Origin of the sequence: Polaribacter sp. HaHaR_3_91 (assembly GCF_019278525.1) — a bacterium.
Taxonomy (GTDB): Bacteria; Bacteroidota; Bacteroidia; order Flavobacteriales; family Flavobacteriaceae; genus Polaribacter.
On sequence record NZ_CP058986.1, the window covers coordinates 533,601 to 557,576 of the forward strand.

The following is a 23,976-nucleotide window of genomic DNA, read 5'->3' on the forward strand; positions in this document are numbered from 1 at the left end:
TTTATCCAATTTTTACAAAGGAAGGTTTATTTTAGAGTTACCTTTATATTAATATTTAATATCCCCCTGATTATGAGAAGCGTATTTATTAATTTTATAATAATTTTAATTACTTATTGTAGTTATGGACAGACAGCTAATGATGGTCTATATTTTGATGGTGTAGATGATACTGTAATTGTTCCAAATACTACAAATATTAACAGTACAGTAACTAATAACAGAACTTATGAAACTTCTTTTAAAGTTGAAGATGCAACTTCCTCTACAAAACAAGTTATAATGAAAGAAGGAGGTGGTACAAGAGCTGTTATTATATATGTAGAAAGTGGCTATTTATATGTAGGGGCTTATAATAGAACAGATTATACACCAATATGGAATGGTACTTTTTATAGGGAAGCTATTTTATCAAATACTTGGTATCATGTGGCATTGGTGTTTGACAATGCTATAGCTGCTAATGCAACTAGTAACCCAATGACAGCTACTTCAAATAATGCTTTAAAATGGTATTTAGATGGTGCTTTAATGGGGCAAATTTCTGGCTATCAATTAGGAAGCCATAATTCAATAAGGTTAGGGTATAAAAATGAAACTTTGCGTTTCCCTTCTTGTGGAACATGGACAGTCACTGGTATGTCTGAGTATTGTTTTAATACAATTGCAAATGATGATGGTGGCGATGAATATTATTTTAAAGGATACATTTGGGGGTTTAGAGTTTGGAATGATGTAAGAACAATTACAGAACTTGTAGATTATAGGACAGACATTATAACAACTGTTGGTACTAATGATTTGGTTGCTGCTTTAGATGGAGATACATTTACCTATTTAAATAGTTCTGATGTTGCTGCAGAGGGGGCAGTATCTGCAGTTCCTACAATTGTTTGGAGTACATCCGCTACAAGTACAGATTGGAATTCGGGTTCTAATTGGGTTGATGGAATTGTACCAAATTCATTAAAAAAAGAAAGAGCACAAATACAGGTTTCTAGTAATTACCCAGAAATATCAACACACATTGTTGTAGGAGATTTAATAGTTGATACTAATGCTAGTATTACGGTTAATGCAGGAGGAGCGATGGAGGTTTCTTATGATTTAACAAATAATGGTACTATTACTGTTTTAGATGATGCTAGTTTAATTTTAAGAGAAAAAAAAGCAGGTGTAAATACAGGTACATTTAACATTCAAAAAGTTACTCCAACGTATTCTAGCAATAAATTCTTTTCATATTGGAGTTCTCCGGTTATTAGTTCAGATTCTAATATTGCTACTGTTTTTCCAGATGCATCTAACATTTATAAGTTCGATGCAAGTGTTTCAAATTCAGATTGGGTTGCTACTGGTGTTGCAGATTTTAATACAGGAATTGGGTATGCGGTTCGTAATGAAAGTACGGGAGGACAATTAAGAACTTTTTCTGGTAAAATTAATGAAGGTGATATAGAAGTAGATATATACAATACGTCTAATTTAGAAGGTTTAGATTTTGATGGAGTAGTTTGGTCTACAAGTGGAGATAATTTAGTAGGAAATCCATATCCTGCAGCAATAGACTGGGAGTTGGTTATTAATGATCCAGATAATAGTGAAATTGAAGGAACAATGTATCTTTGGGATCAGAATTCTGTTCATATAGGTGAAAATAGACAAGCAGATTATATAGAATATAATAAAACAGGTGGTTCAACTCCCACAGTAAATAGTGTTATAGGCTCTGGTCAAGGTTTCTTTATAAAAACAACAAGTTCAGATTCTAATTTAAAAATCACTTTTAAAACTACGCATCAAGTAGAGGGGTTAAATACTAAATTTCTTAAAAGCAATGAGGTTAGTGCTAATAGTATAAAAAAACAAGGGCGCTCTTGGTTTACTTTTAATCATAATGATATAACAAAAACATTATTGATCGGTTTCTTAGAGGGTGCAACAGATAAGTTTGATAGGTTGTATGATGCTCCTTTTGATGTAGAGAAGAAATCTATGGAGTTTTACTCGTTTGTAGAAGATGAACACAAAGCAACTATACTAGGTTTACCTGTTTTAAAAGAGGATACTAAAACAATTAAGGTAGGGTTTGTTGTAGATGAATTAGGTGATTATTCTATAGGTATACAAGAGGAACAAATAGAAGAAGCTTATTATATCTATTTATTAGATACAGAAAAAGGAGTTACTGCAGATTTAAAGCAGTCAGAATATAATTTTACTGTTGATGCTGTTGGAGAAAATAATACAAGATTTAAAGTTGTTTACACTAAAAATAAGTTAAAAACATTAAGTGCAGATTCATATGAAATGGATGCAAACAAATTTTTGGTATATCTTAATGAAAGAAAAGAATTAATAGCAACATATAATAATAGTGCAGATGATATAAATGAGGTTTCTGTGTTTAATGTTCAGGGAAGAAAAGTAGCCTCTTTTAAAGGAGAACAGAAAATGAATACTTCTAATCTATCATCAGGAGTGTATATTGTAAGTGCTAAACTACAAGATAATAGAAGCTTAAATAAAAAAATAGTGCTTGTAGATTAGTCATTAAAAAAAAGAAATAAAAAAACTCAGAATTTTATAAATTCTGAGTTTTTTTATTTTAAAAATGATTATTTTCTAACTCTTTCTGAAGCTTGATTTACTTTTAATTTTAATTCTTCTTTGTAGGCGATTATTTTATTTAAAATAAGCTCGTCTGAAGCACCAATAATTTGAGCCGCTAAAATACCTGCATTTTTTGCACCATCTAAAGCTACAGTTGCAACTGGTACGCCACCTGGCATTTGCAAAATAGATAAAACAGAATCCCAACCATCAATAGAGTTTCTACTCTTTACAGGAACTCCAATTATAGGTAATGGACTCATAGAGGCTACCATTCCTGGTAAATGTGCTGCGCCACCTGCTCCAGCAATAATTACTTTAATACCTCTTTTGTGTGCATTTTTAGAGTATTCAACCAGTTTTTCTGGAGTTCTGTGAGCAGATACAATATCTACTTCTATTTTAATATCAAAACTCTCTAAAATGTCTATTGCTTCTTGCATTATTGGAAGATCAGAATCGCTTCCCATTATTATTCCTACCATATTTTTTCAATTATCAATCATCAGTTATCATTAATAACTGATGATTGTTTGATGTTAATTATTTTTACTAATAACTCTAATCGTTTCTTTTACCTCTTGTGCTACTTTTCTAGCAACTTCAATATCTTTATTTACAATAGTAACATGTCCCATTTTTCTAAAAGGACGTGTTTCTTTTTTTCCGTAGATATGTGACGTAACACCATCAATCTTTAAGATTTCTTCTATGTTTTCATAAATTACATCACCAGAAAAACCTTCTTCACCAACCAAGTTTACCATAATTCCGGCAACTTTACTATCTGTATTTCCTAACGGAAGATTTAATATTGAGCGTATGTGTTGTTCAAATTGATTGGTATAACTCGCTTCTATAGAATAATGCCCAGAATTGTGAGGTCTTGGTGCTACTTCATTTACTAAGATTTTGTCATCTACGGTTTGAAACATTTCTACAGCCAATAAACCAACAAAATTTAAATCGCTTACTACTTTTAAAGCTATTTCTCTCGCTTTTTCTGCTACTTTATCATTTATTCTTGCAGGGCAAATTACATATTCTACCTGGTTTGCTTCTGGGTGAAATTCCATTTCTACTACTGGGTAGGTTTTTACTGCACCAGCAGCGTTTCTAGCTACAATTACTGCCAGTTCATTTTTAAACGGAATCAGTTTTTCAGTAATACATTCAACATTTGGTAAAGATTCTAAATCTTCTATATTTCTAACAATTTTAACACCATTACCATCATAACCAAAACGAGCCGCTTTCCAAACAAAAGGAAAATCTATCGTATTATTTTCATAGGAATGTTTAATCTCTGTGGAGTGCGCAAAATGAGAAAATTCTGCAGTAGGAATCTCATGATCTACATAAAAATTCTTTTGTCTTGCTTTATTTTGAATAATGCGTAAATCTTTCGGTTTCGGAAAAATGGTTAAACCTTCATCCTCTAGTTTGTCTAAAGCATCTAAGTTTACATTTTCAATTTCGATAGTTAAAACATCTACGGTTTTACCAAAGTTGTAAACAGCATCAAAATCTAATAAATCTCCAACCACAAACGTGTTACAGATTTCTGCACAAGGTGCGTTTTTATTCGTTTCTAAAATAGAAGTATGAATGTCTAATTTTTGAGTTTCTGCTAAAAGCATTCTACCTAATTGACCTCCACCAAGAACGCCTAATTTAAAATCTGAAGAATAATAGTTTTTCACGTTGAGAATTGTTGTGTTTAGGCAAAAATAAGCAACTCAATTTAACTAATCTACAATTTTAATTTCTTATTTGAACCCCATCACTTCCAATTAGGTTCACAGTGTACATTAACATGCCACATCCTTCTTCTCCAATTAGTTTTCCACCTTGTAAATAATTATAATTTCTATCATGGCAAGTACAAGTTATAATTGGTGCATTTGTAATAATATCTAGGGGTGCATTGCAGTTCCTATCTGGACATTCTAAATCAAAAGCTATAAAATCTGAAGCATTATTTCTAATAATATGTATTTGTCTACCACCAATTGAATATGTATTGCTAGTACCATTAATAGTTAACAATTGGTATGATGGAAGCCTTGTATTTAAAACTTCAGAGACATTTACATCTAAAAAACAATCATTAATTTGTGTGTTATCTGAGCATGATAAAACAATCATTGAGCAGCAGAATAATACTATTTTTTTAATCATACAAAAGTTTCATTTTATTTAAAACGTTAGCAAGTTACAAATATTTTGTATATTTGTTATTCAATCTCATTCCTGTTAGGGCAATGGGATTTTTTAATATAAACCCGTGTTGGGTTTTTTTAGTGTAAAAGCAACTTGTTTTTAATAAAATTAAGAAGTTATTAAATTGAGGTTAGAAATTAAAATAAAAAAAAATGAGCGAGATATCTTATTATTCAGCAGAAGGATTAAAGAAATTGAAAGATGAATTGGTGCAACTAGAGCAAGTTGAGCGCCCAAGAGTAACTACAGAAATTGCAGATGCACGAGATAAAGGAGATTTAAGTGAAAATGCAGAATACCATGCTGCAAAAGAAGAACAATCTCACCTAGAATTTAAGATTGCCAAGTTAAAGAATGTTATTTCTAGTGCAAGAATTATAGATGAATCTCAATTAGATACTTCTAAAGTATTGATTCATTCTATTGTAAAAATAAAAAATGTAGCAAACAAAATGGAGTTTTCGTACACGTTGGTGGCAGATTCAGAAACCGATGTTAGAAACGGTAAATTGTCTGTAAACTCTCCAATTGGTAAAGGTTTGTTAGGTAAAGAAGTTGGTGATGTTGCAGAAATTAAAGTACCAAACGGAATTATGAAATTCGAAATTGTAAATATTTCTAGATAGTTTTTTTAGAAGTTATTTCCTGCTTTCCGTTGTATCTTTTTTTAAGAAAAATAAAAAAAGGATGCCACTTCAATCAGGGCTAGACTTGTTTGCAGGCTTTTTGGATTTCTTAATACAAATAGACTTTTTATACAAGTTTCCATTATAAATTCGGGTTTTAGCACTGCTAAAACCCGAATTCTTTTTTTACCTTTACTACTGTTTGTCAGGTCGAGTATAGTTTAGATCTAATTTATAAATCAATTCAATAAAAAAAAATGAGCATTTTCACAAAAATAATAGAAGGAGAAATTCCTTGTTACAAAGTAGCCGAAGACGATAATTGTATTGCTTTTTTAGATATCAATCCAAATGCCAAAGGTCATACTTTGGTAGTTCCAAAAAAGGAAGAAAACAAATTATTCGATTTATCTAAAGAAGATTATTTAAGTCTTATGGATTTTTCTTACCGAGTAGCAGAAGCCTTAGAAAAAGCAGTTTCATGTAAAAGAGTTTGTATGAGTGTTATAGGTTTAGAAGTGCCACATGTACACGTACATTTAGTACCAACAAATGCAATGGAAGATATTCAGTTTACTAAAAAAGTAAAGTTAACAAATGATGAATTTGTTGCTTTAGCGGCAAGTATTTCATCAGAATTTAAATAAAGACTAATAACTCTAATTAAAAATGAAATACGCTGAATTTATTGTAGAATTTAATAAAATTGAGTTTTTAAATTCTTTTTTTGGAGTTGAAAGTGTTTTGTTAAATGGAAAAATAATATCTAAGAAGTTCTCTTTTTCTGGAATTAAGCATAAAGTAAAACTAAAATCTAGCGATTTAACATTAGAATCAAATTATAAACAATTCGATAAAAAAGAAATTATACTTGAATTGAAAAATAATGAAGAATTGTTAGATAAGCGAATTGTAGAAACGGACAAAAAACAACGTTTTTATTGGATGTTAATAGGAATGGTTTTAGGTTTTTGTATTTATAAAATATTAGATTTCTTGCTTGAAAACTATACTGTATAAATTACAAACAATTAGTTTGCAAAGAAATTTAGCCCTGATTGAACGGTCTGTTTGAGCTCTTTTTTATGCTAAACTTGTTTTAGTATAAAAAAAGCGAGTAGTGAAAGCGGGAAATAGCTTCTAATAAAAAATCCTACTATTATATATAGTAGGATTTTTAACGATTAGAAATTAGTTTTTATTTTTCTTAAAATAAATTATTCTACTACTATTTTTTTAGTAACTCTTCCATTTTCTGTATCAATATTTACAATGTAAATAGATTCAGAAATAGTATTAATTTTCAATCTATTTTGGATTGTATTGGTTTCAATAGTATTCCATTCAGCTACCTTTTGACCTAATAAATTAAATAAAGTTACCTTTTTTAATTCTAAATTACTGTTGTTATTAATTACAATTTCTTTAGCATTGTTGTCTAAGTAGGCAGTAACTTTATTTTCTAAAATAGCATCTTCTACACCTAATGTTGTGGTTTTAGAAAAAGCAAGTACAAAACGATCTGTATACGTTCCTTTTACAAGTGTAAAGTCAATAGTTTTACTATTAAGAGAATAAGATGTATTTGTTAATTTATCTGTTAAATAAACGTCTCTGTCAATCGCATTCCATTCATCTATACCAATTGTTACTTGTCCGTTCTTAGATATTACTAATTCTAAAGGGATTTCTAAATCTTCAGAAATGCTTTGTACACCAGTAATTACATACTTTTCATCAGTATTTGGAAACTTCCAATAGATATCAGTCGTTCCTACATCATAAATTTCTGTGTCATATCCTTTGTCAAAATCAAAAGAGTTATTGTTTTTAAATGAAATAGCTAATTGCCTGTGTAGGTTTAAATTTTCATCATTAGTATAACTCATTCCAAGTTTAATAATAGGCAATGTATTTGTGTGGCTTGCAGATTTTTTGTTTTCACTTTTAAAGAAATAAGAATCGTTTCCTTCTTGGATATACTCTCTTTGGCTATTGTTAAATTGAATATTATCTGCACCTGTAGAGGCAGCATCGTCTCCTTCTATAAAAAATCCTTGTCCAATTGCTATAAAGGCTTTTGGTTCTGTATAAGAACCGTTACCTAAAGTTGGTGTGCCGTTATCACTATTATTGTTGATAGATACACTAGTTGCCGCAACTCCACCAGATAAGTTTCTTACTCCATATCCGCCTATATATCCTCCAAAATTATGTCCTTCAGATCCATTGCTAGAAGCTTTTTCACCTGCATGTTCCCAGAAATATAAACTTCCGTTAGTGGTCTCTAAATTATCTTCTATAAACTTTTTAGCACTGATTGCAGATGCATACGGATTACCAACTAAATAAGAATCTCCTGCACTAATAGTGGTTGTTAATGTTCCGTCTTTAGGTGTACCAACAAACGTATAATTCTGTCCATTTGTATTCTGATTTAAACTACCTGGTCCTTTAAGTAGGAATCCATCTGTTTGCGAAATGGTGCCTCCTTTATACTTATGTAACCAATTAGATCTTCCGCCTGCTGAGGCTGCATAGGTATATACCCAATATTCAGCAATTTCTATGGGTGATTTTGTATAGTCACCATCATAACCTGCTACAAAAGTAATCTCTTTAGCTATATCGTCACTTCCATTACCAATAGTAGAGGTTGCGTCTAATGGGTTTGTACCATCTTTTAAAACACTAGAAACCGTAAAATTGGTTTCTCCAATTGTATTTACCGGAGAACTTAAATAGTTATATCTGTATTTACTTGGTACGGTAGAATTTTGATCTACTAATAATTTTCCATCACCAGTTACTTTGGCTGTTGTTTCGTGGGTTTGTATTAGTTGCGATTTGTTGGTGTCATCAGAGCTAATTAATCGTATTTGATCGGTAGTATTTGTAATTTCAACCTCATCAGTAACTACTAGTAAATTGTCTGTAATACTAAGTATACTGTTTCTAACTTCTAGTTTTCTTGCGCTTAATTTATCAGAAGTACTAAAGTCTTTAAAAATTTGGACCTTTCTAGATCTGTCAGGGTATCCGCTAGACCAAGCAGTATTTGATCTTCTAGTACGTCCAAAGTTATGCAAACCAGGTCTTATATTAGCGGCGTCATCTGCATTAGCAATTTCAGATAAAAGTGGCGCATGTGCATGACGTTCTATGGCATTATCATTTGCTGCATTTGAATACGTAATAATAGTATCATCTATAAAAGCAACCCATTCATCTTCTGTATAAGTTGTGTTTGGTACTAAAATTTCATCTATACGCACGTAACTTGTATTGTCTGCAATAGCACTTACAACATCTACTCTTCTGTTCCAAGCATAATTTGCGGTACCTTTTGTTAGTACTAATACATCATCTGCATCAGAGAAATCTATTACGTTTGCATTAGTAATAGGCGTAACGTTAGCATTACTTAATGAAGCATTATTAAGATCATTAGTAATTAAAATAGAAGCACCTGGTTGAATAGTTGTTGTATTGGCAAAAATTACAGGAGATGTTGCTGTTGTTGGGTCAGATCCGTCTTTAAATAATGCTAATGTTGCTGCATTTATACCAACAATATTTGTTGGGTCTATGTTTGTAATTTCTACCCAATGCTCTGTACCTGTAGTATATACTTGTGTTATCATTGATGTACCACATGCTTTTAATGCTGTGTCTAAAGCATAATTAGTGTATGTTGATGTGTAATTAATAGCTGCTGCATCTGTGTCTACATCTTCTAAGCTATTTGCTAATCCATTGGCACCAACTAGGTCTTGTGTAGTATCTATAACTGCATTTGCTATATTGGTTATTATGGTTGTTGTATTATCTGTATCTAAATTACTTACAGGCGCTTCTTTAAATGTAGTTGGCACATTTGCTTCTATTGCATCTGGGCAACCGTCTCCATCAGAATCTAAATCTAAATGGTTTGGTATACCATCATTATCTTGGTCAAAAATGGATTGTACTTCAGTATCATCATCTCCAATAGCTGCATTAGCATCATCGTCATCTAAATAAGCAGGTACACCATCACTGTCATCATCTGCTAATGGATTTAATCCGCCTGTTCCTGTTTCATCAACATCTAAAATACCATCATTATCATCATCAATATCATAAATATCTGCGATGCCATCTCCATCATAATCTCTTAAAATATTAAAAGAAACAGAAGGTGAATCTGTAGTGGTATTATCATCTACTTGATCTTGTGTATTTGTAGCTGTGTTTACTTTAGCAGAAGTAGTGCTAATACCTGTCATTGCATCTGCTTTTGCTACAATTGTAATGGTTTCTACTTGTCCGCTTATAAGGTCTCCTACAGTCCAATTAGGAGCTGTCCAAGAACCTATACTTGTACTTACGCTAGTAATTGTTAAACCATTAGGAATAACATCTGAGATATTAACATTTGTAGCCGCATTTACACCTTTACTTTCTACTGTAATTTTAAAAGTAATGGTTTCTTCTTCTAGAATTTCGGTTTTGTCGGCAGTTTTGGTTACCACAATATCTGGGTTACAATAGTAAGCAGATATTGGCTGAGAATCATATGAACAACCTCCTTTAGTAACACGTACATAATAATCTCCAGATGTTGTAGGGGTGTATGTATGGTCTGTTGCTCCTGGTACTAAAACACCATTATCATACCATTGGTAAGATTCAAAATTTTTAGTAACGACTTCAATAGTACCGCCTGGTAAACAACCTCCACCTGTAACAGCTAATTCTGTAACAGGTACAGTGTCAAATCCAGAAAAATACCCGGCAATTCCTCTAGCATTATTAAAGCCTATAAACCCAACAGCTATGGGGCCTGTAGAATTTACAGAAACGTCTCCTGTAAGTCCTGTAATATAAAATGTTTTCCATTCGGTAGTACCTGAAACAGTTTCTTCTGGGGGTAGAATAATTTGAGTAGCATCGGCATAAACCTCAATAGCTGAGTTTGCTGTTGTAGTTGATGCTATAATAAATAAACCTCCGGATGCTGTAAGTCCAGCAATATCTTCTATATTAGAAATGTGATCCATGGTATCTGGTAATAAACAGTTTACTGGGGCTACGAAATTTAAACCTACTGTATTAGGATGATCGGCTCCGGAAATAACTTGATAGGCATATACGTTTTTTGTAGTTGCTATGTGCATGTTTTTACCTGCAGTGGTACCAGAATATTTAGAAGAGGGTACTTCGGCATACTCTCCAACACCAATTGTAGCAAAAGGCGAAGTCTCATCATTTACATAAATCTCTGTATTTGCTTGCGTTCCTATAATGATCACAAACTCATTAGTGGATCCTCCATTACCACGCACAAAAATATATTCTTTACCTAATTTATCTTCTGGTACAGGTTGGTCGGCACCAGCATCTCTAGCTCCTCTATTAGTGACACCAAAATTTAACATTCCGTTACTGATGGCTATGTCTTTATCAGATACAATAGATGCACCAATCCAACCATCAATGTTGGCTGCGGCACCGTCTTTAGCTGCTTCAAGTACATAAGATTGCCCTTTATTTAAAGTAATATTTATAGTGCTAGAATTAATGCCGTCTATTGCAGTTGGAGACCTAAACCTACAAGCTGTATCATAACCACTTATTGTTATCGAGGTATTGTCTTCTGTAGCCATAATACCTAATGTTGCATTAACAGTACTATGGCTGGATTCAATTGGTGCGCCTCCCCATTTAAATTTTTGACCTAAAGCAGCTCTACCTTTAGAGGTAATTGAAGCTGCTTGGTTCGTAGATTTTCCTCTGTAATTCACATAAAATTTTTCTCCGCTTGCAGATTCAAAACGTAAGCCTCCATCAGATAACACGATTCCTGTGTGTGCATCACTTACTAGGGTTATATCATTGTCTCCTGAGGCTGGAGAATAGGTTTGTGGGGTAGATTTTGATAGTGATAAAGTAGCAAGTTCTGTAGTATTAGTACCTCTATATATTTTTACATCGAAACTAGAAATTTCTGGTGTAGATAAATAGATGGTTTGTTCCTCAATTGCTGCGTTATTAGCAGACTGTTTTAATGGCGGTAGGTAGTGTAAATCGCTTAATTGGCTATAACCAACCTGTGTTATGGTTAATAAAATAATACTGATAACTATTTTATGTAAACTTTCTCTCATTTTGGGGGGATTTAGAGTGTTTTATTTTATAATAATGCTAATATAATAATAATAATATAAGTTGTTGTAAGATAAAGGCTTAAATACTTTAGAATATTATTAATTGATTTTACTTTATAAGGTAGATATACAGTTAGTTACTTCTTTTATATGAGGATAGCGCTTTATTTTAAAAGAGCTATAGAAGACGATAATTATATTGCTTTTTTAGATATCAATCCAAATGCCAAAGGTCATACTTTGGTAGTTCCAAAAAAGGAAGAAAACAAATTATTCGATTTATCTAAAGAAGATTATTTAAGCCTTATGGATTTTTCTTACCGAGTTGCAGAAGCCTTAGAAAAAGCAGTTTCATGTAAAAGATTCTGTATGAGTGTTATTGGTTTAGAAGTGCCACATGTACACGTACATTTAGTACCAACAAACGCAATGGAAGATATGGAATTTAGCCAAAAAGTAAAATTAACAAATGATGAATTTGTTGCTTTAGCTGCAAGTATTTTATCAAAATTTGAATAAAATAAAAAAGGGGGTAAAAAAGAGGTTTTTAAATGTCTTTTTTTATAATTCACATTATAATATTTTTATAAAAAAAAACCACGTTTTCTTTTATGAAAACGTGGTTTTAAATATTCAATCAAAAATATTTTATAGAAAATTTATTTTACTAATATCTTTTTACTAATATTCCCTTTTTCTGTAGCAATATTTACAATATAAATAGATTCAGAAATAGTATTAATTTTCAATCTATTTTGGATTGTATTGGTTTCAATAGTATTCCATTCAGCCGCTTTCTGACCTAATAAATTAAATAAAGTTACCTTTTTTAATTCTAAATTACTGTTGTTATCAATTACCAATTCTTTGGAGTTATTATCTAAGTAAATAGAAACGTTGTTCTCTAAAATTGCATCTTCTATCCCTAATACTTGGCTTTTAGTAGTTTCAGAAAAAGCAAGTACAAAGCGGTCTGTGTAGGTTCCTTTTGCAAGTGTTAAAACAATACTTTCATCATTAAGTAAATAAGAGGTGCTTGTTAATTTATCTATAATATAAACGTTTCTGTCAATCGCATTCCATTCATCAATGCTAATTGTTACTTGTCCGTTCTTAGAAATAACCAACTCTAAAGGGATTTCTAGTTCTTCAGAAATACTTTGTACACCAGTAATTACATATTTTTCATCAGAGTTTGGAAACTTCCAATAGATATCAGTAGTTCCTACATCATAAATTTCTGTGTCATATCCTTTATCAAAATCAAAAGAGTTATTGTCTTTAAATGAAATGGCTAATTGTCTATGTAGATTAAAGTTATTATCATTTGTATAACTCATTCCTAATTTAATAATTGGTAATGTATTTGTAAGGCTTGTTTTAGCAGCAGATTTTTTATTTTCACTTTTAAAGAAATAAGAATTTGCTCCTTCTTGTACATATTCCCTTTGGCTGTTGTTAAAAACAATAGGTCCAGAAAGTACATCATCTCCTTGTATAAAAAAACCTTGACCGATTGCTATAAAGGCTTTTGGCTCTGTATAAGATCCACTACCTAAAGTAGGTGTGCCATTATTACTGTTATTATTGTCAACTACACTGTTTGCAGCAACGCCTCCAGATAAGTTTCTAACAGCATATCCACCAACGTATCCACCATAATTATGTCCTTCAGAACCATTACTAGAGCTTTCTTCTCCTACATGTTCCCAAAAATATAAACTACCGTTCGTAACGTCTAAATTATCTTGAATAAACTTTTTACTACTCATTGCAGATGCATACGGGTTTCCTACTAAATAAGAGTCTCCTGCATTAATAGTAGTTGTTAATTCTCCGTCTTTAGGAGTACCAACAAAAGTATAATTTTGTGCAGCACCAGGACCTTTAAAAGTAAATCCATCGGTTTGTGAAATTGTTTCACTTTTGTATTTATGAGACCAACCAGATCTTCCATTAGATCCTGTTGCATATGTGTATATCCAATGATCTGCTATAGAAATAGGAGATGTGGTATTACCATCATAACCACTCACAAAGTTAATGTCTGTAATTGTAGAAGTTGCAGAGGTTGGTATTGTGCCGTCTTTTAAAACATCTTCTATAGTAAATGTTGTAGCATTAAGAGTATGTACAGGAGAGCTTAAATAATTGTATCTGTACTTACTTGGTACTGTAGAGTTTTGGTCTACTAATAATTTACCGTTTCCAGTAACTTTAGATGCTGTTTTATGCGTTTGAATTAACTGTGCCTTATTAGTATTGTCTGAACTAATTAAGCGTATTTCATCGTTTGTATCTTTAATAATTATTTCATTTGTAACTACTAATAGGTTATCTGTAATTGTAAAAATACTACTTTCTTTAACTTCTAATTTTCTAGCACTTAACTTACCTGTATGATTATAATCTTCAGAAACCTTTACATTTCTAGATCTATCTGGGTATCCGTTTGTCCAAACACTACTACCTAATACGGTAGTTCTGTCTGTAAATAGAAATCTATGTAAACCTGGTTTTATATTGGCTTCATCATTAGCTGTAGCTATTTCAGATAATAAAGGATCATGTGCATGACGTTCTATAGCATTATCATTTGCGTCATCTGAATAGGTAATAATGTCATCGTCTATAAAAGCAACCCATTCTGTTGTATCTGCAGTTTTATTTGGTGCAAAAACTTCATCAATACGCACATAGCTTGTATTGTTTTCTATAGATGCTATCACATCAATCCTTGATGCCCAAGCATTCGTATTAGATATTCTAGTTAAGGCTATAATATCATTGGCATCATCAAAATCTGTAACATTTGTATCAACTATTTCAGAAGCTGTAGAAAGCTTGTTAGAAACAGTTCCTGCAGATATTAATAGAGATTCACCCGGGTTAATAGCATTTGTGTTAGAGACAAAAGCATTTGGCGTATTATCTGTTTGATCTCCAGAGGTGTTTTTAAAGAGTGCAATAATAGCTGCATTTGGTGCAACAATATTTGCAGCATGCTTGTTGGTAATTTCTATCCAACGTTCTGTGTTTGTTTGATATATTTGTGTAATCATAGCCACTCCACATACATTTGTATTTTTATCTAACGCATATGTATTGTAGGTTGATGTATAGTTTATAAAGGTTGTAGTATTATCATTAGTTTCTAAGCTAGCCGCTAATCCATTGTCTCCAACAGGGTTATTTGAAATGTTTATTACAGCATCTGCAGTATTTGTAGTGGTATTATTAATTACGTTTGCACTTTCTAATACCGCAGGTACACTAGCTTCAATAGTATCTGGACAACCATCACCATCAGAATCTAAATCTAATTGATTTGGTATACCATCGTTATCGGTGTCGTTATTTCCTTCAGTAGTGTCTAAAACACCATCGTTATCATCATCAATATCATATATATCTGCTATAAGATCTCCATCATAATCTCTTAAGATGTTAAAAGAAACAGAAGGAGCATCACTGGTGATATTATTGTCTGTTTGATCTTGCGTATTTGTGGCTGTATTTGTTGTAGCGGCAATTGAGTTAATTCCTGTCATTGGATCTACTTTTGCGATAATTGTAATTGCTTCAACTTGGCCACTTGTAAGATTTCCTAATGTCCAATTAGGAGCTGTCCAGGAACCAGTACTTGGGCTTGCACTAACAACTGTTAAGCCATTAGGCATTACATCTGAAATGTTAATATTTGTAACAGGATTAACACCTTTACTTTCTACTATAATTTTAAAAGTAATGTTTTCTCCTTCCATAACTTCAGTCTTATCAGCAGTTTTGTTAATAATGATATCTGGGTTACAATAATAAGCAGAAATTGGTTGAGAATCATAGGTACAACCTCCTTTAGAAACACGTACGTAATAATCTCCAGATGTTGTTGGGGTATATGTAGGTCCGTTTTCACCAGGTACTAAAACACCATTGTCATACCATTGATAGGTTTCAAAATTTTTAGTTACTACCTCAATGGTTCCATCTGGCAAACAGCCTCCACCGGTTATAGCTAATTCAGTAACAGGTACGGTATCAAAACCAGAAAAATAACCAGCAATACCTCTAGCTCCATTAAAACCTAAAAACCCAACAGCTATTGGACCTGTAGACTTTACAGATACATTTCCTGTAAGACCTGTAATATAAAACGTTTTCCAGTCAGATGAACCTGCAACAGTTTTTTCTGTAGGTAAATTAATTTGAGTAGTACCGTCAGCACCGTTATAGACTTCAATAGCTGAGTTTGGTGTTGTAGTTGATGCTATAATATATAAACCTCCAGAAGCTGTAATTCCAGAAATATCTTCAATATTAGAAATTTGATCCATTGTGTCAGGCAATAAACAGTTTACGGGAGCAACGAAATTTAAACTTACCGTTATAATAGATGTATCTCCTGAAAGAACTTGATATGCATAAACGTCTTTTGTTGATGAAACAAACATATTTTCACCACTTGAAGTCCCAGAATATTTAGAAGATGGTATTTCTGCATATTCTCCTACACCAATTGTAGCATAAGGAGTGGTTTCGTCATTTACATAGATTTCTGTGTTTGCTTGGGTTCCTATGATAATCACAAACTCATTGCTTGAACCTCCGTTACCACGTACAAAAACGTATTCTTTTCCTAATTTGTCTTCAGGTACAGGCTGGTCTGCACCAGCATCTCTAGCAGCACTATTAGGGTTTACACCAAAATTTAACATTCCGTTACTAATAGCAATATCTTTATCAGACACAATAGAAGCGCCAATCCATCCGTCTATATTGGCTGTAGTAGCATCTTTTGCAGCTTCAAGAACATAAGACTGTCCTTTATTTAATGTAATATTTATAGTGTTGTCAGTAATACCATCAACAGTACTTGTAGCTCTAAATTTACACTCTGTATTATAACCACTTATTGTTATCGAGGTATTGTCTTCAGTAGCCATTACACCTAATGTAGCACTCATTGTTTTGTGATTCGCTTCAATAGGAGCGCCCCCCCATTTAAATTTCTGACCTAAGGCTGCTCTACCTTTAGAGGTAATTGAAGCTGCTTGTGAAGCAGATCTACCTCTATAGTTTACATAAAATTTTTCACCATTTTCAGATTCGAAACGTAACCCGCTATTAGATAATACGATACCTGTGTTTGCGTTGGTTACTAAAGTTATATTGTTGTCTCCGTTACCTGGGTTGTATGTTTTTGGAGTTGTTTTTGATAGAGATAAAGTAGCAACTGCTGTAGTACTAGTTCCTTTATAGATCTTTACATTAAAACTTGAAGTTTCTGGTGTAGATAAATAGATGGTTTGTTGCTGAATAGCTTGGTTATTAGCATCCTGTTTTAATGGCGGAAGGAAGTGTAAGTCACTTAATTGACTATAACCAACTTGTGTTATGGTTAATAAAACTATACAGATAAATATTTTATGTAAATTATGTTTCATTTTATAAGTCTTTTAAAATTTGTATAACAATGTGCAAAGTGTTATAAGTTAATCTGTTGCGATACAAATTTATAGAAGATTCTTTAAAATTAGGATATTATTATTTGATTCGTTTTGTAGGTTAGACGAATTGCAAGTTACTTTCTTTAAACGGTATTTTTTTTTTGATAAAAAAGAGTAATAGTAGCTGTGTGTAGTGTTTTAAAGCTTTTTCTCGTTTTATGAAAGGTATTTGTGTGTTGTTTTAAAAAAACTACACTTTATCTAACAGAATCTCAAAAGTAGTTCCTTTTCCTATTTCAGATTTTTGCACAAATATTTTTCCTTTGTGATAATCAGAAACAATACGTTTAGATAGCGACAAACCTAAGCCCCAACCACGTTTTTTGGTCGTAAAACCCGGTTTAAAAATCTGTCTAAATAGTTTTTTTGACATTCCTTTTCCGGTGTCTGAAATTGTAATTTTTACTTTTTTAGGTGTGTTTTCTATGTTTAGGTCTAGTAGGCCTTTGCCTAACATGGCGTCAATAGCATTTTTAATAAGGTTTTCTATAACCCAACCAAACAACTCTGTATTTAAATTGGTGTAAATCTCTGTATCTGAAGTTGTAAAAGAGAAAGAAATTTGTTTAGAACTTCTAGATTCTAGGTAATCGAAAGCTTGTTTTGTTATGGCAACTACATTTTCTTTTTCAAGCTCTGGCGTAGAACCAATTTTAGAAAAACGATTGGCAATGGTATTTAATCTACTAACATCTTTTTCTATTTCTTCTACATATTTGTCATCTACTTTTTCCATTTTTAAAATGGCAATCCATCCTAAAAGAGAAGACAAAGGTGTACCAATTTGATGTGCCGTTTCCTTAGCCATACCAGTCCAAAGTTTATTGGTTTCTGCAACTTTATTAGAGCTGTAAAACATATAAATAACACTCAAAAATAGAAATAAAATTAAAATTAACGCAATAGGATAATAGGTTAATCTGTTTAGTAAATCTGAATTCCGATAATAAATAAACTGTTTATTTTTTCCTTTATAGCTAACCTCTATTGGTAGGTTTTCTGCCTTCATTTCTAGCAGCTGTTTTTCTAGATATTTAGGGTTTAAAGCTTTTACGGAATCAAGGTTCTGAAAATATTCTATTTCTCCTTTATCATTCACCAAAATCATAGGAATATTATTGTTATTCTCAATAATTTTTAAGGGTAAATCTACATTGGCATCTAAGTTGGTATCGCTAGCAATTTCTTTTTGGGCAGTTGCTAAAATTTCCATTTTTATACGCTCTTCATGTTTAAATTTCTGAAAGAAAGTATAGGTGTTCCATAAAATTAAAGAAACAATAATAAACGAAACAAGAATGGTAATTCGTTTAAATAAAAGGGTATTAGAAAAGATGTTCATCAAAACAAATATAAGGTTTCCTCTGTATAACTCATTTAAAGATTAGATAGTATCTTTACAATGCAAATAATATTTGCCAGTTAGCATTTTTACTTTTTTTCAAAATTTTATTCTGATAAAAGTATAAAACGAAGATATATAATTTCGTTAAACTTTTTAGTTGTGCTCTAAATGGCATTTAGTAAAATTTATAAGTATGCTATCCATCAATCCAAAAGAGATTTCTACCCAAAAATTACATGGTTATTTATTAGGCGCCATTGCGCCAAGACCTATTGCTTTTGCAAGTACGGTTGATGCAGATGGAAACCCGAATTTATCTCCTTTTAGTTTTTTTAATATTTTTGGAGCAAATCCGCCTATATTAGTTTTTTCGCCTGCCAGAAGAGTAAAAGATAATACTACAAAACACACGTTAGATAATGTCTTGTCTACTAAAGAAGTGGTTATAAATGTGGTGAATTATGCCATGGTACAGCAAATGTCTTTAAGTAGTACAGAATATCCGCAAGGGGTAAATGAATTTGAAAAAGCTGGGTTTACCATGTTGCTTTCAGATCTTATAAAACCATTTAGAGTAGCAGAATCTCCAGTGCAATTAGAATGCAAAGTAAATGATGTTATTCTTACTGGTGATGAAGGTGGGGCTGGAAATTTAATAGTTTGCGAGGTGGTTAAAGTACATATTGCTGAAGACGTTTTAGGAGATGACGGAAGCATAGATCAGCATAAAATAGACTTGGTAGCAAGAGCTGGTGGTAATTTTTATACTAGGGCTAAAGATGGTTTTTTTGAGATACCAAAACCAGTAAGTACTTTAGGTATTGGAGTTGACAAAATACCTTTAGAAATAAGAAATAGTACGGTGTTAACGGGGAATAATTTAGGCATGTTAGGTAATGTAGAACAATTGCCAACAGAAGCAGATGTTAATAACTTTAAGAAAGATCATTTAGAGTTTATTGGACTAGAAACCACAAAAAAACATACATTTGCCCAAGAGTATTTAAAAAAGAATGATGTAGAAAGTGCTTGGAAAGTACTTTTATTAAATTAGAAATTATGGAAGTTATTGGTAAAGTAAAATTAATTGGAGACGTTCAAACATTTGGATCAAACGGATTTCAAAAAAGAGAATTAGTGGTTACAACAGATGATCAATATCCGCAAATGATTAATATCGAGTTTCAACAAGATAAAACTGATTTATTAAACAATTACAAAGTTGGGCAAGATGTAAAAGTATCTATCAATTTAAGAGGTAGAGAGTGGATTAACCCACAAGGTGAAGCTAAATATTTTAACTCAATAGTTGGGTGGAGAATAGAGAATTTATCTCAAGCAGCTGCAGGTGGTGGTAATTTGCCTCCAGTAGATCAATTTCAGCCAGCATCTAAAGTTACAGATGAAGAGCCAGACGATTTACCGTTTTAAATAGCATCAAGATTTTTAGCATTAAGAATCAAGACAAATAAAAAGAGAGATTTCATTATTGAAATCTCTCTTTTATATTTTATAAAGGTTTGTTTATTTTTTTGTTAGCCTTGTTTCTTGTGTCTAAAAGCCAAACAATCTAAACATCAAAAAAATAAAAACTTATTTCTTCTCACCTTTTTTAGGCATTGGTCCACGTAAATGAACAACCAATCCGTTTAAGAAATTACGTAATATTTGATCTTGACATTCTACATATTTTGGGTGTTCTTCACTTCTAAATAAGGCACCTAGTTCTGCTTTACTTACTTTAAAATCTACCAAAGCACAAATCTCTACAATATCTGTATCTCGTAATTTATGAGCTACACGTAGTTTTTTTAAAATGTCATTATTTGTTAATCCCATAATACTAATATAATTATTTTAATCTGAATTTAATCTACAACCTGAAAAATTGCCCAAGCATATATTGCAAATCTAATAAAACGAAATAAACCAAAAAAGATAACTTTATTAAATGGGTATTTTATCATTCCTGCAGCAATACAAGCAATAGAAAAGGGTAATGGAAACAAAGCACCTACTAGAATTAAAATACCACCCCATTTTCGAGTGTTTTTTAAATTCTTAGCCATTTTTACTTCTAAATATTCTTTAACAGATTTAATTCTTAATGCAGTTTTACCTATAAAGTAAGAAACTAAACCACCAGAATATGATAAAGTAGCTAAAATTGCTAAGTTTAATATTGGGTCTGGTGTTTTTTTAGACCACGCAATAAATATTTCTGGAGGTACCAAGCCTAACAAGGTTTCAGAAACAAAGAAGAATATTAAAACTGTAAGTCTAGAAACTGTTTCTGTAAAATGATGTAATCCATCATTAATGTTGTATACATATTCGTTAAAAAGAAATAAACATGCAACAACAATTACAATTGGCCAGAAAGCTTTCTTTAAACTCTCCCATATAAACATATAGAACCCTGTTCTATGGAAATAAGAGTGCATCAATTTAGCTCTATGCGTTTTTGTTTTTTGTTTTGTTTTTTTTGCCATTTTTAGATTTCTCTTTTTCTTTAAACAGAGTACAAAAATAAGGACTTAATTTTTATAAAGTGAACAATAATTTATATTCCTACTCTTTTATGAATTCCTTAATTTAGCAACAAATAAATTTCTATGATTTGGCTTACAGATAAAATTGAATTTCCGCCCTATGAATTTACTACTAATGATGGAATTATCGCTTTAGGTGGAGATTTATCTGATGAACGGTTAATTTGTGCCTACAAAAATGGAATTTTTCCTTGGTTTTCAGAAGGAGAACCTATTGTTTGGTATTGTCCGTTGGAAAGAATGGTGTTGTTTCCCGGTGAAATTAAAGTTTCTAAATCGATGCGAAAAATCATTAATAAAGGTGAGTTTACCATCACAGAAAATAAAGCGTTTAGAGAAGTAATCTACCATTGTAAAAACATTGAAAGAAGTGATGGTTTTGGTACTTGGATTACTGATGATATGGAGCAGGCTTACATTAATTTACATAATAAAGGTATTGCAAAATCTTTAGAGGTTTGGCAAGACAATCAATTAGTGGGTGGTTTATACGGTTTAGAGATCAACAATATTTTCTGTGGAGAAAGTATGTATAGTAAAGTTTCTAATGCTTCTAAATTGGCATTTATTCATCTAGCTGAAAAGAAAGAGTATACTTTAATAGATTGCCAAATGTATAATGATCATTTAGCGAGTTTAGGAGCCCAAGAAATTGATAGAAATATATTTTTAAAAATACTAAAGGATTAAATATTAACAAGAATATAGGCAATGGAATAGTTATTGCTTAAGTTTTGGTACCCAATATGATGCAATGAAAAAAATACTACTTTTACTCCTATTTTTTTGTACGATTCAAACTTTACTATCACAAGAAAAACTTGGAAAACCTTTTTTTACAGGTTCAGCAAATTTAACTTTTGCAGTTAATGAACATTATACGTTAGATCCAGATGATGGTGAAACATTTTTAATTCCTTCGGCAATTTTTTTTAGAATGGGCTTTGGGTATGAAATTAAAAAAAGAGTTGCTATAAGTGTAAATGGTGGTTTCGATTATCATTGGAATTATGCCGTAAGTGCTTTTCCAACTTACGTGAGTTTAAAATATAATATAACCGAAGATGAAGGAGATAATTTTTTTACAGAAGTGAGTTACGGAAAAATGTGGCGTCCATCTAGTAATTATCCTGACGGAAATTATTACCGAATAGGATTAGGTACTCAGGTTGCAGGGGAAGAAAGATGGAACACAATAGTTCGTTTAGATTTTCATAGAAAAGGAATCATTGGTTTCGAAAATAATAGATTAGACAGTGTTTCTTTAGGGATCGGATTTTCGTTTTTCTAAAAATCTGGTGCCACTGTAAAGCTCATTCTCTTGTGAGTTGTTGGATGTGAAAACTCTATAAATTCAGCATGTAAATGCAACCTGTTTTCTTTGTTACCGTATAAATCATCACCAATAATTGGGGTGTTTAATCCGTTTATATGAGCAGCATGAACTCTTAATTGATGTGTTCGTCCTGTAATTGGGTAAAAATGGACTTTTGTCTTTCCATTTTCTCTATGGATGATTTTCCAGTCAGTTTCTGCATTTTTTCCATGAACAAAATCTACTAATTGCTTGGGTCTGTCGTCTAAATCTACACGTAAAGGAAGTTTTATTTTTCCGCTTTCTTCGGTTAAGTTTCCGTCTAATAAAGCAACGTATCGTTTTTTTACTGTTCTATTTATAAACTGACTTTGTAATACTTTATTAGCTTCTTTTGTTTTGGTCAATAATAAAATTCCAGAAGTAGACATGTCTAATCGGTGTACAATTAATGGCCCTGTAGCGTCTGGATATTTTTCTTTAATTCGAGTGTACACAGAGTCGGAAATATCTTTTCCTGGTACAGATAAAAACTCGGTTGGTTTATTTACAACCAATAAAACATCATCTTCATAAATGATTTCTAATTCTTGTTTTTCAGCTAAATTTTCTAACAATAAATTTTCATCCATTGTAATACCATCTAACATATGTGTTAAAATAGGTTTACATCTACCTTGGCAGGCAGGATAAAAGTTCTTGTGTTTTCTAATTGCTGAGTTTGGCGAAATTCCCCACCAAAATTCTGCCATACAAATAGGAGTATAGTCGTTTAAAAAAGCATGTTGTAGTAATTTAGGAGCAGAACATTCACCTGAACCAGCTGGTGGTTTTATTGCAGGATTGTTGAAAATATCTAATAAATTACGTTGCTCTTTTTTTTGATTTAAGAAAGCGTATTTACTAAAAAGAGTTTGTTGTAAATAATTTGATTTTTCTTTTCTATCTTTTTTTAATGCTGCAATTTTGTCTTCAAAAAGAATTAATTCTGTCCTTTTTTTTGCGATTTTATCTTCGTAGTATTCTACTAATTCTTTGTAATAAAATTGGTCGTTAAAACTTTCTTGGACTAATACTTTGTTGAGGTTGTTAAAATCTTTCTCATTTAAAGTTGCTTGTCCGTTTGTTTTTCTTCTCTTTCTATCTTTTTTCTGAAGTTTCAGTTTTTTTCTTTCTAGGACTAAATCTTCTTCTATTTCTTTGGATAGTTTCTGAACCGTTTTCTTTAGTTTTAAATAACTTCTATCTTTTTTTAAAAGAGATAATTGAGCGTTTATTTGGTCTATCTCTTTTTCACCTTTTATATAAAAACTTCCTTCTGTTCTCATATTAAAAACAGGAGGAACAAATTTTAAAGGCAAACTTTTATCAGCTAATTTTCCTGAAAAGGCAGCTAAATAACCAATTTCATTTTGTTTGTTTTTAACCACCAACACACCAAACATTTTACCAATTGCTAGTTCGTTTTCTATTTCCGTAAGACCAAAATTATGTTTAAAATCTGTCTGATTTTCTAAATATTCTTGCAACTCATTTGTGGCAATTATAGCCAATTTATGAGGTTGATAATAAAACGGAAAAGTAAATTTTTCTGGAAGTTTAATGTCAGAAATATCTGCTTTAAATTTTTGAAAATAAGTCAAATT

Annotated in this window: 18 protein-coding genes; 9 read left to right on the forward strand and 9 right to left on the reverse strand. The window is 31.6% G+C overall.

All coding sequences use genetic code 11. From position 1 onward, the window contains the following. The first annotated feature begins 72 nt into the window (after positions 1-72). A complete protein-coding gene (locus tag H0I27_RS02210; protein WP_218732304.1) occupies positions 73-2,550 on the forward strand; it encodes a T9SS type A sorting domain-containing protein in 2,478 nt (825 codons plus the stop codon). A gap of 68 nt (positions 2,551-2,618) precedes the next feature. On the opposite strand, the gene purE is transcribed toward H0I27_RS02210, so the two are convergent. The 3 genes from purE to H0I27_RS02225 are packed head-to-tail and all read right to left on the reverse strand — an operon-like array spanning position 2,619 to position 4,761. Then, a complete protein-coding gene (gene purE, locus H0I27_RS02215) occupies positions 2,619-3,098 on the reverse strand; it encodes a 5-(carboxyamino)imidazole ribonucleotide mutase (RefSeq protein ID WP_068449301.1) in 480 nt (159 codons plus the stop codon). Positions 3,099-3,152: 54 nt separating this feature from the next. Continuing rightward, positions 3,153-4,316, reverse strand: coding sequence for a 5-(carboxyamino)imidazole ribonucleotide synthase (locus tag H0I27_RS02220; RefSeq protein WP_218732305.1), 1,164 nt, complete (start codon positions 4,314-4,316; stop codon positions 3,153-3,155). A gap of 58 nt (positions 4,317-4,374) precedes the next feature. Next, a complete protein-coding gene (locus H0I27_RS02225) occupies positions 4,375-4,761 on the reverse strand; it encodes a Rieske 2Fe-2S domain-containing protein (RefSeq protein WP_218732306.1) in 387 nt (128 codons plus the stop codon). 227 nt (positions 4,762-4,988) lie between these two features. Between H0I27_RS02225 and greA the strand changes: the two genes are divergently transcribed. The 3 genes from greA to H0I27_RS02240 all read left to right on the forward strand — a co-directional run bounded on the left by greA (position 4,989) and on the right by H0I27_RS02240 (position 6,482). After that, positions 4,989-5,462, forward strand: coding sequence for a transcription elongation factor GreA (gene greA, locus H0I27_RS02230; RefSeq protein WP_068449307.1), 474 nt, complete (start codon positions 4,989-4,991; stop codon positions 5,460-5,462). A gap of 257 nt (positions 5,463-5,719) precedes the next feature. Further along, complete coding sequence (locus H0I27_RS02235) at positions 5,720-6,109, forward strand: HIT family protein (RefSeq protein ID WP_218732307.1); 390 nt, start codon at positions 5,720-5,722, stop codon at positions 6,107-6,109. 22 nt (positions 6,110-6,131) lie between these two features. Beyond that, the gene (locus tag H0I27_RS02240; protein WP_218732308.1) at positions 6,132-6,482 is read left to right on the forward strand and encodes a hypothetical protein; all 351 of its coding nucleotides are present in this window, start codon (positions 6,132-6,134) and stop codon (positions 6,480-6,482) included. Positions 6,483-6,679: 197 nt separating this feature from the next. On the opposite strand, the gene H0I27_RS02245 is transcribed toward H0I27_RS02240, so the two are convergent. Next, positions 6,680-11,611 carry a T9SS type A sorting domain-containing protein gene (locus H0I27_RS02245; protein WP_218732309.1) on the reverse strand — a complete coding sequence of 1,644 codons (4,932 nt, stop codon included), beginning with the start codon at positions 11,609-11,611 and terminating at the stop codon, positions 6,680-6,682. A 150-nt stretch (positions 11,612-11,761) separates the two neighbouring features. Here H0I27_RS02245 and H0I27_RS02250 point away from each other — a divergent pair, with 150 nt between their 5' ends. Further along, positions 11,762-12,130 (forward strand): HIT family protein, encoded by a 369-nt coding sequence (locus H0I27_RS02250; RefSeq protein ID WP_218732310.1) that lies wholly within the window; start codon positions 11,762-11,764, stop codon positions 12,128-12,130. 140 nt (positions 12,131-12,270) lie between these two features. Here the strand turns inward: H0I27_RS02250 and H0I27_RS02255 are convergent, their stop codons facing one another. Both H0I27_RS02255 and H0I27_RS02260 read right to left on the reverse strand, forming a co-directional pair. Then, on the reverse strand, positions 12,271-17,055 hold the full coding sequence (locus H0I27_RS02255) for a T9SS type A sorting domain-containing protein (RefSeq protein WP_218732311.1): 4,785 nt from the start codon (positions 17,053-17,055) through the stop codon (positions 12,271-12,273). Positions 17,056-17,308: 253 nt separating this feature from the next. Continuing rightward, complete coding sequence (locus tag H0I27_RS02260; protein WP_218732312.1) at positions 17,309-18,460, reverse strand: HAMP domain-containing sensor histidine kinase; 1,152 nt, start codon at positions 18,458-18,460, stop codon at positions 17,309-17,311. A gap of 196 nt (positions 18,461-18,656) precedes the next feature. On the opposite strand from H0I27_RS02260, the gene H0I27_RS02265 reads away from it, so the two are divergent. Together H0I27_RS02265 and H0I27_RS02270 are read left to right on the forward strand one after the other, a co-directional pair. Then, complete coding sequence (locus H0I27_RS02265; RefSeq protein ID WP_218732313.1) at positions 18,657-19,517, forward strand: flavin reductase family protein; 861 nt, start codon at positions 18,657-18,659, stop codon at positions 19,515-19,517. Between the two features lie 5 nt (positions 19,518-19,522). Continuing rightward, the gene (locus H0I27_RS02270) at positions 19,523-19,894 is read left to right on the forward strand and encodes a DUF3127 domain-containing protein (protein ID WP_165733870.1); all 372 of its coding nucleotides are present in this window, start codon (positions 19,523-19,525) and stop codon (positions 19,892-19,894) included. Positions 19,895-20,056: 162 nt separating this feature from the next. Here the strand turns inward: H0I27_RS02270 and H0I27_RS02275 are convergent, their stop codons facing one another. Together H0I27_RS02275 and H0I27_RS02280 are read right to left on the reverse strand one after the other, a co-directional pair. Then, on the reverse strand, positions 20,057-20,302 hold the full coding sequence (locus H0I27_RS02275) for a DUF1456 family protein (RefSeq protein WP_068449322.1): 246 nt from the start codon (positions 20,300-20,302) through the stop codon (positions 20,057-20,059). A gap of 29 nt (positions 20,303-20,331) precedes the next feature. Then, positions 20,332-20,955 (reverse strand): YqaA family protein, encoded by a 624-nt coding sequence (locus H0I27_RS02280; RefSeq protein WP_218732314.1) that lies wholly within the window; start codon positions 20,953-20,955, stop codon positions 20,332-20,334. Positions 20,956-21,078: 123 nt separating this feature from the next. On the opposite strand from H0I27_RS02280, the gene aat reads away from it, so the two are divergent. Together aat and H0I27_RS02290 are read left to right on the forward strand one after the other, a co-directional pair. After that, entirely contained in the window at positions 21,079-21,705 is a 627-nt protein-coding gene (aat, locus tag H0I27_RS02285) for a leucyl/phenylalanyl-tRNA--protein transferase (protein WP_218732315.1), read from the forward strand. 64 nt (positions 21,706-21,769) lie between these two features. Further along, positions 21,770-22,306, forward strand: a complete 537-nt coding sequence (locus H0I27_RS02290; protein ID WP_218732316.1) for a hypothetical protein — start codon at positions 21,770-21,772, stop codon at positions 22,304-22,306. On the opposite strand, the gene H0I27_RS02295 is transcribed toward H0I27_RS02290, so the two are convergent. After that, positions 22,303-23,973, reverse strand: coding sequence for an RluA family pseudouridine synthase (locus tag H0I27_RS02295; protein ID WP_218732317.1), 1,671 nt, complete (start codon positions 23,971-23,973; stop codon positions 22,303-22,305). The genes H0I27_RS02290 and H0I27_RS02295 overlap by 4 nt on opposite strands. Between the last annotated feature and the right edge of the window lie 3 nt (positions 23,974-23,976).